General features: G+C 71.1%; 10 protein-coding genes and 1 pseudogene. 9 read left to right on the top strand and 2 right to left on the bottom strand.

Translation table 11 applies throughout. The features are described from left to right. Positions 1-102 precede the first annotated feature (102 nt). The 3 genes from CV755_RS20975 (at position 103) to truA (ending at position 2666) form a co-directional block, all read left to right on the top strand. Complete coding sequence (locus CV755_RS20975; protein ID WP_004946635.1) at positions 103-1125, top strand: DNA-directed RNA polymerase subunit alpha; 1023 nt, start codon at positions 103-105, stop codon at positions 1123-1125. Positions 1126-1272: 147 nt separating this feature from the next. After that, entirely contained in the window at positions 1273-1737 is a 465-nt protein-coding gene (gene rplQ, locus CV755_RS20970; protein WP_109281724.1) for a 50S ribosomal protein L17, read from the top strand. A 74-nt stretch (positions 1738-1811) separates the two neighbouring features. After that, entirely contained in the window at positions 1812-2666 is an 855-nt protein-coding gene (gene truA, locus CV755_RS20965; RefSeq protein WP_109281723.1) for a tRNA pseudouridine(38-40) synthase TruA, read from the top strand. A 170-nt stretch (positions 2667-2836) separates the two neighbouring features. Here the strand turns inward: truA and CV755_RS20960 are convergent, their stop codons facing one another. Then, a complete protein-coding gene (locus CV755_RS20960) occupies positions 2837-4924 on the bottom strand; it encodes a glycosyltransferase family 4 protein (protein ID WP_109281722.1) in 2088 nt (695 codons plus the stop codon). Positions 4925-5250: 326 nt separating this feature from the next. Here CV755_RS20960 and CV755_RS20955 point away from each other — a divergent pair, with 326 nt between their 5' ends. Further along, positions 5251-6174, top strand: a complete 924-nt coding sequence (locus tag CV755_RS20955) for a hypothetical protein (protein ID WP_109281721.1) — start codon at positions 5251-5253, stop codon at positions 6172-6174. Between the two features lie 229 nt (positions 6175-6403). Here the strand turns inward: CV755_RS20955 and CV755_RS20950 are convergent, their stop codons facing one another. After that, the gene (locus tag CV755_RS20950) at positions 6404-7315 is read right to left on the bottom strand and encodes a hypothetical protein (RefSeq protein ID WP_338323673.1); all 912 of its coding nucleotides are present in this window, start codon (positions 7313-7315) and stop codon (positions 6404-6406) included. Between the two features lie 55 nt (positions 7316-7370). Here CV755_RS20950 and CV755_RS20945 point away from each other — a divergent pair, with 55 nt between their 5' ends. The 5 genes and pseudogenes from CV755_RS20945 (at position 7371) to CV755_RS20925 (ending at position 12641) form a co-directional block, all read left to right on the top strand. After that, positions 7371-8990: an ABC-F family ATP-binding cassette domain-containing protein gene (locus CV755_RS20945; protein ID WP_109282013.1), complete on the top strand. Its 1620-nt coding sequence runs from the start codon at positions 7371-7373 to the stop codon at positions 8988-8990. 229 nt (positions 8991-9219) lie between these two features. After that, a complete protein-coding gene (gene rplM, locus CV755_RS20940; RefSeq protein WP_109281719.1) occupies positions 9220-9666 on the top strand; it encodes a 50S ribosomal protein L13 in 447 nt (148 codons plus the stop codon). A 39-nt stretch (positions 9667-9705) separates the two neighbouring features. After that, a complete protein-coding gene (gene rpsI, locus CV755_RS20935) occupies positions 9706-10221 on the top strand; it encodes a 30S ribosomal protein S9 (RefSeq protein ID WP_109281718.1) in 516 nt (171 codons plus the stop codon). Between the two features lie 179 nt (positions 10222-10400). Continuing rightward, positions 10401-11759: a phosphoglucosamine mutase gene (gene glmM / locus CV755_RS20930; RefSeq protein WP_109281717.1), complete on the top strand. Its 1359-nt coding sequence runs from the start codon at positions 10401-10403 to the stop codon at positions 11757-11759. 37 nt (positions 11760-11796) lie between these two features. Next, positions 11797-12641 (top strand): annotated as a pseudogene (locus tag CV755_RS20925) (IS5 family transposase). The last annotated feature ends 209 nt before the right edge of the window (positions 12642-12850 follow it).

Genomic DNA, 12850 nt, shown 5'->3' with positions numbered 1-12850 from the left:
GAGGTGTGCGGGCGGTACGGCCCCCCTTAGGGGACGTGCCGCCCGTACCCTTGCTCAAGAGGGCGTCAAATAGCGGGCGCCCATGACTGAAGGATCCACACCATGCTGATCGCTCAGCGTCCGTCCCTGACCGAAGAGGTCGTGGACGAGTTCCGCTCGCGGTTCGTCATCGAGCCGCTGGAGCCGGGCTTCGGTTACACCCTCGGCAACTCCCTCCGCCGTACGCTCCTCTCCTCGATTCCGGGTGCGGCGGTCACGTCCATCCGCATCGACGGTGTCCTGCACGAGTTCACCACCGTGCCGGGCGTCAAGGAGGACGTCACCGACCTCATCCTCAACATCAAGCAGCTGGTCGTCTCCTCGGAGCACGACGAGCCGGTCGTGATGTACCTGCGCAAGCAGGGCCCGGGCCTGGTCACCGCCGCGGACATCGCCCCGCCGGCCGGTGTCGAGGTGCACAACCCGGACCTGGTGCTGGCCACCCTGAACGCCAAGGGCAAGCTGGAGATGGAGCTGACCGTCGAGCGCGGTCGCGGCTATGTCTCCGCCGTCCAGAACAAGCAGGTGGGCCAGGAGATCGGCCGCATTCCGGTTGACTCCATCTACTCGCCGGTTCTGAAGGTGACCTACAAGGTCGAGGCCACCCGTGTCGAGCAGCGCACCGACTTCGACAAGCTGATCGTCGATGTCGAGACCAAGCAGGCCATGCGCCCGCGGGACGCCATGGCGTCCGCCGGCAAGACCCTGGTCGAGCTGTTCGGTCTGGCCCGCGAGCTCAACATCGACGCCGAGGGCATCGACATGGGCCCGTCCCCGACGGACGCCGCCCTGGCCGCGGACCTGGCGCTGCCGATCGAGGAGCTGGAGCTGACCGTCCGCTCCTACAACTGCCTCAAGCGCGAGGGCATCCACTCGGTGGGCGAGCTTGTCGCCCGCTCCGAGGCGGACCTGCTCGACATCCGCAACTTCGGTGCGAAGTCGATCGACGAGGTCAAGGCGAAGCTGGCCGGTATGGGCCTGGCCCTGAAGGACAGCCCGCCCGGATTCGACCCGACTGCTGCGGCGGACGCGTTTGGCGCGGACGACGACGCGGACGCCGGGTTCGTCGAGACCGAGCAGTACTAAGAGCTCGGGACCGACCGACGGTTCTTGGGTGCGGGTGCGCTGTGCTTGATCGCGCAGTTCCCCGCGCCCCTTCGGCCAGGCGACCGCCTGGCCGGAAACTGACTCCGGTACCTGATACGGCCGGGGCAGAGATATAGGAGAAACACCATGCCGCGTCCCACCAAGGGAGCCCGCTTCGGCGGCAGCGCCGCGCACGAGAAGCTGCTGCTGGCGAACCTCGCCAAGTCGCTCTTCGAGCACGGCCGCATCACCACCACCGAGGCCAAGGCGCGCCGGCTGCGCCCGGTCGCGGAGCGCCTGATCACCAAGGCGAAGAAGGGCGACATCCACAACCGTCGCCTGGTGCTGCAGACGATCACCGACAAGGGCATCGTCCACACCCTCTTCACCGAGATCGCTCCGCGCTACGCCGAGCGTCCGGGTGGCTACACCCGTATCACCAAGATCGGTAACCGCCGTGGCGACAACGCTCCCATGGCCGTGATCGAGCTGGTCGAGGGCGAGATCGCCAAGAAGGCGACCGTTGCCGAGGCCGAGGCCGCCACCAAGCGTGCGGTCAAGGAGTCCGAGGCCGCTGCCGAGGCTCCGGCCGAGGAGTCGAAGGACGCCTGACGCACTCTGTGTGTCAGGACGGGCCCGCCCCTTTCCGGGGGCGGGCCCGTCCCGCATTTCTGGAAGGAACTCTGGTGAGTGACGAGGTCGAGCCCGGTTTTGTGCGGGTGCGCCTGGATCTGTCGTACGACGGCAGGGATTTCTCCGGCTGGGCCAAGCAGCGCGAGGGACAGCGCACGGTCCAGGGCGAGCTGGAGGATGCGATCCGTACGGTGACGCGGTCGCGTCAGACGTATGAGCTGACGGTGGCCGGCCGTACGGACGCGGGGGTGCACGCCCGTGGGCAGGTGGCGCATGTGGACCTGCCGGCCGAGGTGTGGGCCGAGCACCAGGACAAGCTGCTGCGCCGGCTGGCCGGGCGGCTGCCGCACGATGTGCGGGTGTGGCGGGCGGCGGAGGCGCCGGCCGGGTTCAACGCCCGCTTCTCGGCGATCTGGCGACGGTATGCGTACCGGGTGGTGGACCACCCGGGCGGGGTGGATCCGCTGTTGCGCGGTCATGTGCTGTGGCACGACTGGCCGTTGGACGTGGCCAAGATGAACGCGGCCTCGCAGGCGCTGCTGGGCGAGCATGACTTCGCGGCGTACTGCAAGCGGCGTGAAGGCGCCACCACCATTCGTACGCTGCAGACGCTGAGTTGGGAGCGGGACGAGGACGGCGTCATCACGGCCACCGTGCGGGCGGATGCCTTCTGTCACAACATGGTGCGGTCGCTGGTCGGTGCGCTGCTGTTCGTGGGCGACGGGCACCGGCCGGTGGAGTGGCCCGGGCAGGTGCTGGCCGCGGGCGTACGGGACTCCGCGGTGCATGTGGTGCGGCCGCATGGGCTGACCTTGGAGGAGGTCGGGTATCCGGCGGATTCCGAGCTGGCGGCTCGGAACCTGGCGGCCCGCAACAAGCGCAGCTTGCCGGGCAGGGGTTGCTGCTAGGTGCCGGGTGCCCCTTCCAGGGGCGCGGGGAACTGCGCGAGCAACCCAAGGCGGCCCGCACTCGAGGCTCAAGCGCCTTCGGGAACGGCCCAGTTCGCCGGGTGCGGGTGCGCTGTGGCCGTTCGCGCAGTTCCCCGCGCCCCTGAGAGCGCCCTTCGGGCGCATCAGGGTCAGTCGCGGACGCTGACTGCCAGGTCGCTGTTGACGGTCAGGTACGGGCGGACACCCGCCACCGTCGGGTACAGGTCGGTCTTGTTGCGATCGACGATGTCCCCGACGATCCGCCCCAACCGCACCGGCTCCGCATCGCCCGCGATCCGTACCGCCAGGTCCCAGACCGTCTCCTCCTCGGCGGAACTCCGCGCGGTCTTCAGGTCCTTGTAGGGCAGGGTGAAGCGGAAGCGGGTCGCGTCCAGCGGCTCTACCTCCGCCGAGATATCGGCGGCGCCGTCGGCCCGCGGCGTGCCCAGCGCAAAGGGCTTGGTCTCCTCGCCGAACTCGGCCCCGTAGAGCACCCCTTCGACGGTGAAGCCGGTCTCGTCCTGACGGATCGTCAATGCCTCGGCGTGTGCCGGGCGTTGCCAGGCGCGCAGGGCCAGATAGCCATCGACGGTCGGATAGGGCACCCACCAGGTGAAGGGCGCGCCGGCCAGTGGCTGGAGGTCCAACAGGCCCTTGCCCTCGGCGAGATGGGAGATCACCCGGCGGCGTGCCTTGTCGTCGCCGCGTACCACATGGAAGTCCCAGCGGCCCTCGCCCAGCCGCAGCTCGGCGCGGTCCAGCACCGCGGTGTACGGCTCGCCGGGCGCGGCGGGGGCGCGCAGCGGGACCGCGTGCGAGGTGCCCTCCTTGCGGCGGGTGACGGTGAGGCTGAGGTCGTCCCCGCTGAGTCCCTTGGGCTGGACGGAGACCACGATGTTGCCGTGGGCGTCGATCCGGCAGGAGGCCGTGGCGCGCAGCGGCTTGCGGACGATCTCCTTCAGCGCCGCGGCGACCGGCTGCTTGGCGGGCTTGGCCACCGGCCGGCGCAGCGGCCGGACCAGCTTGCCCACGGTACGGCGCAGCATCTTGCTCATCGGGACCTGCTGGGCGGCGGCGGCCTCCGCGCCATGGGTGGTGTCCACGCCGAGGCTGCCGATCAGCTCCTCATAGGCGTCGGCGATCCGCTCGGGGGAGTAGCGCTGGGCGGAGACCAGGGCGGCGGCGCCCATGGTGCGGCGCAGCTCGTCGTCCTCGATCAGCCGGAGCAGGCCCTTGGCGATGCCGTCCACATCGCCGACCGGCACCAGCAGTCCGTCCCGGCCGTCGGAGATGATCTCGCCGGGGCCGTGCGGGCAGTCGGTGGCGACCACCGGGACGCCGCAGTTCATGGCCTCCACGATGGTCATGCCGAAGGACTCCTCGCGGGAGGTCACGGCGGCGATGGAGCCCTTGGCCCACTCGGTCTCGATGGGGGAGTGGGCGCCCATCATGGTGATGGTCTCGGTGAGGCCCAGGCGGTCGATCTGGGCGCGCAGCTTGGGGCCCTCGGGGCCGCGGCCGTAGATGCGCAGCTTCCAGTCGGGGTGGGCGGCGTGCACCTGGGCCCAGGCGGAGACCAGCAGGTCATAGCGCTTGACGGGGATCAGGCGGCCGGCCGCGACGACCAGCTTGGTGGCCGGGTCGGCGGGTTCGACCTCGGAGGGCGGGCAGCCGTTGGGGATGCAGACGATCTTCGTCTTGGCGTCCGGGAACTGCTCGCGGTGGGTACGGGCGTCGGCCTCGGAGACGGTGGTGTGCGCGTCCAGGTGCGGGATGGCGCGGTCCTGGGCGGCGCGGATGTGCGGCTCATGGGTGCCGTAGATCCGGTGTTCCTGGCCGATGCGCAGATAGCGGTCCTGGCCGAAGCCGGCCAGGTACATCACCAGGCCGGGGCGGGTGGCGACCACCACATCGGCTTCGGTCTGCTCCAGGTGCTCGGCGACCCGCTGGTCGGTGAGGGCGCTGAAGTGGGCGCCCTTGGCCTCCTTGGGCGGGATATAGGCGCTGTCCTGCTGAAGCAGCGGGTTGTCGCGGTCCGCGCCGTCTTCCGGGCGGTTGTCGATCAGGTTGACCAGCCGGACGGCCGGGTGCAGCGGGAGCCGGGGGACTTTGCCGGTGCGGAGGATGGAGACGATCTCCACCTGGTGCCGGGCGGCCAGGGCGCTGGCGACATTGAAGGTGGAGCGGATGGTTCCGCCGATGCCATAGGCGTTCTGCAGCAGGAAAGAGATCTTCATCGCGGTGTGTGCGCGGCGCTGCCGAGGCGTCGCGTCCGTCCTCCCCCTGGCCTGGGTGGTGTCGGGTTGGGCCCCGGTGGTCGGGGCGCCCGGGGCGGTGGTTCCGGTCCGGCCGGCCTGTCGTCCGGTTAAGACCGGCGACAGGGGTTTTGGTTGCTCCGAAAGCCTACATTGTGGCCTGCGACACGCCGCAAACTCACCGGGCGCGCGGGCTGGGGTGCGCCCCGGGCCGCGGCGGTGAGCTGCGCCGTCCGGAGGTGGCGTCAGGGGGAGCGGACGGTGTGGCGACGGGAGCCGGTTCGGCGGGCCCTGCCAGGCTCGGAACCGTGAAGCTGAACATGGCCCTGGTGGGCTCCGCGCTGGTGGTGACGGTGCTGGCGGCCGGTTGTGGCGGCCCGCGGCACAGCGATGAGCACAAGGCCGGGAAGCCGGCCGCGAGTGCGGTCAAGCGGGAGACCGAGGAGAAGCGGGGCGCGGCCGAGGCCGGGGAGCCGGCCGCGGTGCGCTGGCTGGCCCAGGTGGAGCTGGGCGAGAACGAGGTTCCCGGCTATGTGGTGGAGAAGGCGGAGCCGGGCTCCGCGGGGCGGGGCAGGCCGAGTACCGAGGATGTGCCATGCCGGCCGCTGGTGACCGCGCTGGGCTCCGCGCCGGAGCCGCGGCCGGTGGCCTCGCTGACCGATACCTTCACCAAGTCCGAGGAGGCCGAGGACTTCGAGGGGCTGCTGGGCACGATCCGGGTCTCGGCGTACCGGGACGCGGCCCAGGCGGGCGATACGTTCCGGCGGCTGCGGGACTCGGCGGCCGCCTGCGCCGGGGGGTTCCGGATGCGTACCGGTGAGGGCGAGAACCAGGAGTTCCGCAGGGTGGAGGTGCTGCCGGCGCCCCGGCTGGGGGACGAGGCGGTGGCATACCGGCTGGACAACGCGGTGGAGCAGGCGCCGAGCGTGGTCACCGTGGTGCGGTCCGGGCAGAGCTTGGCGATGTTCTTCGCCACGAGCTTGGGGGAGATCCGGGAGCCGGGGGTGGTGCGGGTGCCGTTGCCCTTGGTCGCGGCCCAGGTGGAGCGGATTCGGCGGGCGGGGCCGGTGTGGGTGGAATCCGGTGCGCCTGGTGTGCCGGGTGCGCCGGATACGCCGGGTGCGCCGGAGGCGTCGTTGGGGCCGTCGTGGGATCCGTCACCCGATGACGATGACGAGGATGACGGCTACGGCTATCGCGATGCGGGGGTCCGGGGGACGCCGGTGCGCTGATCGGCTGCGGGTTGGCGGTGGCTGGTCGCGCCCACGCGGCGGAGCCGCATATCGCAGCCGCCCCTGACGGGGCGCCCGGAGGGCGCTTCAGGGGCGCGGGGAACTGCGCGAGCAACCGCCCACGGCCCGCGGCCGACCGGCAACGGTCCTCGGCAGACGCCGTTTCGTCGCCGGGCGCACCCCGGTGGTCGGCTCCCGAGGCGATAGGGGCGCGGGGAAAGCGCGAGCGCTACGCCCCCCGCGGGGCCACCGCTGCCGCCGCGCGGCCCCGCGCCATGATGCGGGCGAAGGCGTAAGTGCTCATATCCCGGCCGGAGGTCAGCGCGGCGGTGTCATCGGCGGTGACCGGCTTGCCATCCGTGTAGCCGGCCACCGTGAAGTACGCGTAGCGCCCCTCCGCATTGGTGGTCAGCCGGCACGCCGGCCCCCGGCAGAAGGACGGGCCGGGCAGCGACAGCACATTCCCCGTGGCCTGCGCCTTCGCCTTGTCCGCCGCCGCCTTGGTGTCGAAGACGGCCACCCCGACCGTCACCGCCACCCCGTCCCGTACATAGGTGGCCCGCAGCAGCTTGCGGCAGCCGTTGGCGGAGAGCACCGGGCCCAGTCCGCCCTGAGTGACCGAGGCGCAGTCGGCGGTGTCGTCGGTGGCGGCCCGCTGGTAGGTCCGGCCCTCGACGCTGGTCTTGGGGTCGGGGAAGAAGGTCGCGGCGGACAGCGGCGCCTTGTCCTTGTCCGCGCTGGATATCAGGTCCCGGGGGTCCACCGGAGAGGGCGGCGCCACCGGCGCGAAGGTGGGCTCCGGCGAGGCGGAGGCGGAGGCGGTGGCGGAGGCCGGGGGATGGTCCCCGCTCGCCTTGGTGCCTCCGCCATGGTCCGTCCTGGCCACCGCGACCGCCACGATCGCCGCCACCGCCCCGGCGGCCAGCACTCCGCCGCCCAGCAGCAGCCACTTGCGCCGCCGGTCGCGCGCCGCGGTGTCCTCCGCGAGCGCCGCCCAGTCCGGCGTCTGCGTCTGCGACGGCGGCGGGAACTGCGCCGGCGTCTGCACCGGCATCTGCGCGGGCGGCGGAGCCGGCGGCGTCTGCGGCGGTGGCCCGAACTGCCCATGGGCCCCGTCCGGCCCCCCCTGCCCAAAGCTCATGGGCCGCATCGTAATCCGCTTGGCCGGTACCCCGGCAGTCGCCCAGAATGCCCGCATGGGACATCTGGAAGCGGCACATCTGGAGTACTGCCTCCCCGACGGGCGGCCGCTGCTGGGCGATGTCTCCTTCCGGGTCGGCGAGGGCAGCGCGGTCGCCCTGGTCGGCGCCAACGGGGCGGGCAAGACCACCCTGCTGCGCCTGATCGCCGGTGAGCTCCAGCCGCACGGCGGCAGCGTCACCAGCACCGGTGGCCTGGGCGTGATGCCCCAGTTCGTGGGCTCGGTACGGGATGAGCGCACCGTCCGTGACCTGCTGGTCTCGGTGGCCCGTCCGGCCATCCGCCAGGCGGCGGCCGCGGTGGACGCCGCCGAAGAGGCGATCATGACCGTGGATGACGAGGCCTCGCAGATGGCGTACGCCCAGGCACTGGCCGACTGGGGTGAGGCGGGCGGCTATGAGGCCGAGACCGTCTGGGACATCTGCACCACGGCCGCTCTGGGCGTCCCCTATGACAAGGCCCAGTGGCGCCAGGTGCGCACCCTCTCCGGCGGCGAGCAGAAGCGGCTGGTGCTGGAGGCGCTGCTGCGCGGTCCGGACGAGGTGCTGCTGCTGGACGAGCCGGACAACTATCTGGACGTCCCCGGCAAGCGCTGGCTGGAGGAGCGGCTGCGCGAGACCCGTAAGACCGTGCTGTTCGTCAGCCATGACCGGGAGCTGCTGGCCCGCGCCGCGGAGAAGATCATCAGCGTGGAGCCGGGCCCGGCGGGCAGTGACGTCTGGGTGCACGGCGGCGGCTTCGCCACCTACCACCAGGCCCGCAAGGAGCGCTTCGCCCGCTTCGAGGAGCTGCGCCGCCGCTGGGACGAGCAGCACGCCCAGCTGAAGAAGCTGGTGGTCAGCCTGCGCCAGGCGGCCACCGTCAGCCATGAGCTGGCCTCCCGCTACTCCGCCGCCCAGACCCGGCTGCGCAAGTTCGAGGAGGCGGGCCCGCCGCCCGAGCCGCCGCGGGAGCAGGAGATCACCATGCGGCTGCGTGGCGGCCGTACCGGCGTACGCGCCGTCACCTGCGCCGGTCTGGAGCTGACCGGCCTGATGAAACCCTTCGACCTGGAGGTCTTCTACGGCGAGCGGGTGGCCGTACTGGGCTCCAATGGCTCCGGCAAGTCCCACTTCCTGCGGCTGCTGGCCGGTCAGGAGGTGGCCCACACCGGCAGCTGGAAGCTGGGCGCCCGGGTGGTCCCGGGCCACTTCGCCCAGACCCACGCCCACCCGGAGCTGCTGGGCCGCACCCTCACCGACATCCTGTGGACCGAGCACGCCAAGGACCGCGGCGCCGCCATGTCCGCGCTGCGCCGCTATGAGCTGGAGAAACAGGGCGACCAGCCCTTCGACCGGCTGTCCGGCGGGCAGCAGGCCCGGTTCCAGATCCTGCTGCTGGAACTGTCCGGCAGCACCGCCCTGCTGCTGGACGAGCCCACCGACAACCTCGACCTGGAGAGCGCGGAGGCGCTTCAGGAGGGGCTGGAGGCGTACCAGGGCACGGTGCTGGCGGTCACCCATGACCGCTGGTTCGCCCGTTCCTTCGACCGGTTCCTGGTGTTCGGGGAGAATGGGACCGTCCGGGAGGTCCCAGAGCCGGTGTGGGACGAACCACGGGTGACGCGTAAGCGATAGGGTGCCCGGCCAGGTTTTGACCCCGCAGGCGCCCGGACGGTACCCTTCGAGTTCGTTATGCGTATTGGCTTGGTCGTTCTCACGCGAGGGGCCCTTACGCTTGTCCGCCAGGTTCGTCACCGGCGGTCGGCACGCGGGTTGCGTCCCCGCCGTGCGGCCAGGCCTGCGTGATCGATCCCGTCGGACCGTGTCAGGACCCACACTCACTGAAGAAGCGAAGGCTACGACCGTGCGTACGTACAGCCCCAAGCCCGGCGATGTCACGCGCCAGTGGCACATCATCGACGCTCAGGACGTCGTCCTGGGCCGTCTGGCCTCTACGGCTGCCTCCCTGCTGCGCGGCAAGCACAAGCCGGTTTACGCGCCGCACATGGACATGGGTGACTTCGTCGTCATCATCAACGCCGACAAGGTGCACCTGTCCGGTAACAAGCGCGAGCAGAAGATGGCCTACCGCCACTCCGGTTTCCCGGGTGGTCTGCGCTCCGTCCGCTACGACGAGCTGCTGGACAAGAACCCGGAGAAGGCCGTCGAGAAGGCCGTCAAGGGCATGCTGCCCAAGAACTCCCTCGGCCGTCAGATGCTCTCGAAGCTGAAGGTCTACTCGGGCGACCAGCACCCGCACGCCGCCCAGCAGCCCGTTCCGTTCGAGATCACCCAGGTCAAGCAGGGCTGAGTCCCAGCCACCGCATAACCAGAAAGTCTGAGGAGAATCGTGGCTGAGACCACCGCCGAGACCCCCGTCGAGGTCGAGGAGACCTACGACGCCGTGACGACGTTCGAGTCGGACGCGCCGGAGGGCGACTACACCTCCGAGTCGCTCGCCTCGCGCTTCGGCGACCCGCAGCCGGCCGCCGGCCTGGGCCGTCGCAAGAACGCCATCGCCCGCGTCCGGATCGTTCCGGGCACCGGCCAGTGGAAGATCAACGGTCGCACCCTTGAGGACTACTTCCCCAACAAGGTGCACCAGCAGGAAGTCAACGAGCCCTTCAAGGTGCTCGAGCTCGACAACCGCTACGACGTCATCGCCCGCATCTCCGGTGGCGGCGTCTCCGGCCAGGCCGGCGCCCTGCGCCTGGGTGTGGCCCGTGCCCTCAACGAGGCCGACGTCGAGAACAACCGCGGCCCGCTGAAGAAGGCCGGCTTCCTGACGCGTGACGCCCGTGCGGTCGAGCGCAAGAAGGCCGGTCTGAAGAAGGCCCGCAAGGCTCCGCAGTACAGCAAGCGCTAATCCGGCGGCTCGCTGCTTCTGCCCGAACGCCCCGGCGGCACGATCCGTGCCACCGGGGCGTTCGGCTATCGGCGGCCCGGGGCGGATACCTTCAGGCAACGCCCCGGACCAGTACCCGACACCTTTTAGTACGGGGGCTCTGCCGGGCCCCGCACTCCCGCGTTTTTCGGAGGACACCAGTGGGACGACTCTTCGGTACGGACGGTGTGCGCGGCGTCGCCAACGCCGATCTGACGGCCGAGCTGGCGCTCGGCCTGTCGGTCGCGGCCGCACATGTGCTCGGCGAGGCGGGGACCTTCGAGGGCCATCGGCCGGTGGCCGTGGTGGGCCGTGACCCGCGGGCGTCCGGAGAGTTCCTGGAGGCCGCCGTGGTGGCCGGACTGGCCAGCGCGGGCGTGGACGTACTGCGGGTCGGCGTGCTGCCCACCCCGGCCGTCGCCTACCTCACCGGCGCGCTCGGCGCCGACCTGGGCGTGATGCTCTCCGCCAGCCACAACCCGATGCCCGACAACGGCATCAAGTTCTTCGCCCGGGGCGGCCACAAGCTCGCCGACGAGCTGGAGGACCGCATCGAGCAGACCTACCGGGCGCACGCCACCGGCGAGCCCTGGGACCGGCCCACCGGGGCCGGGGTCGGCCGGGTCCGCGACTACGACCAGGGCTTCGACAACTATGTCGCCCACCTGATCGGTGTCCTGCCCAACCGCCTGGACGGCCTCAAGGTGGTCATCGACGGCGCCCACGGTGCCGCCTCCCGGGTCTCCCCGGAGGCGTTCTCCAGGGCCGGCGCCGAGGTGGTCACCATCGGCACCGACCCCGACGGCCTCAACATCAACCATGAGTGCGGCTCCACCCACCTGGAGAAGCTGCGCCGGGCCGTGGTGGAGCACGGCGCGGACCTGGGCGTGGCGCACGACGGGGACGCCGACCGCTGCCTGGCGGTGGACGCCACCGGCGCCGAGGTGGACGGCGACCAGATCCTGGCCGTCCTGGCCCTGGCCATGCGCGAGGCGGGCACCCTGCGCAAGAACACCGTGGTCGCCACCGTGATGTCCAACCTGGGCTTCAAGCTGGCCATGGAGCGCGAGGGCGTGGAGCTGGTCCAGACGGCGGTCGGCGACCGCTATGTCCTGGAGGAGATGAAGGCCAATGGCTTCGCCCTGGGCGGCGAGCAGTCCGGCCATGTGATCGTCCTGGACCACGCGACGACGGGTGACGGCACACTGACGGGTCTGCTGCTGGCGGCCCGGGTCGCCGCGACCGGCCGTTCCCTGCGGGAACTGGCCGGAGTCATGGAGCGCCTGCCGCAGGTCCTCATCAACGTCCGGGACGTGGACAAGTCGCGGGTGGGCACCTCCACGGAGCTGGCGGCCGCCGTCAACGAGGCGGAGCGTGAACTCGGTTCCACCGGGCGGGTGTTGCTCCGGTCCTCGGGTACGGAGCCGCTGGTGCGGGTGATGGTGGAGGCGGCCGACATCGAGCAGGCCCGTGCCGTCGCCCAGCGCCTCGCCGACACGGTCAAGTCCGCCCTGGGCTAGGCAGTTTCGTTTGGATCAGTCGGTCGTTGGTCCGGGTGTGCCGTTAACAGATGCGCAGTGGGCGCGGATTGAGCCGTTGCTCCCGGACCGGACACCGCAGCGTGGTGGTCGCTGGCGGGATCACCGGGAAATGATCGACGCGATCTCCTTCAAGTTCCAGACCGGGACGCAGTGGGTCCACCTGCCGGAGAAGTACGGCAACTGGAGAGGTGTCTACAACCGGCTGCGGATGTGGGCCCTCGACGGCACCTGGCAGCGGGTTTTCACCACGCTGATGGCCCAGGCCGATGCCGATGAGGACCTGGCCTGGGCCGTGTCGGTGGACTCCACGATCGTGCGTGCTCACCAGCACGCGGCCGGAGCCCGCAAAAAGGGGCCCCGGCCGGCGAACCGGCCGACCACGCCATCGGTCGGTCCCGGGGCGGACTGACCACCAAGATCCACCTCGCGGCCGATGCCCGCTGCCGGCCCCTCGCCTTCGTCCTCACCGCCGGCCAGGCTGGTGATGCACCTGCCTTCACCGCCGTCATGGCCCGCCTGCGCGTTCCCCGACGACGTGGTCGTCCGCGCACCAGGCCGGACATGGTCCTGGCGGACAGGGCCTACTCGTCCCGCGCGATCCGCGACCACCTGCGCAAGCGCGGCATCCGAGCGGTCATCCCGGTCCCGGCGGACCAGCGGGGCCACCGGCTTCGACGCGGCAGCCGGGGCGGCAGGCCACCGGCCTTCGACCGCGAGACCTACAGGCTGCGCAACACCGTCGAACGGTGCATCAACCGCCTGAAGCAGTGGCGAGGGATCGCGACCCGCTACGAGAAGACCGCCACCATCTACATGGCCGGACTTCACATCGCGGGCATCTTCCTTTGGTCAGCACGATGATCCAAACGAAAGGCCCTAGCCCCACCCCCGCTGCCGGGTGCGCCCCGCCAAGGGGCGCGGGGAACTGCGCGCCTAGCCAAAGGCGGCCCGCACCCGGAGTGCAACCGGGCGCACCCGGAACCCAGTTGGGTGCCCTACGTGGCGCGGTGCGCCCCGTCAGGGGGCGCGGGGAACTGCGCGACCAGCCCAAGGCGGCCCGCACCCGGAGT

The sequence above is a fragment of the Streptomyces orinoci genome (assembly GCF_003121295.1).
Classification (GTDB): domain Bacteria; phylum Actinomycetota; class Actinomycetes; order Streptomycetales; family Streptomycetaceae; genus Streptomyces; species Streptomyces orinoci.
This window is presented reverse-complemented; position numbering and strand designations above follow the sequence as displayed.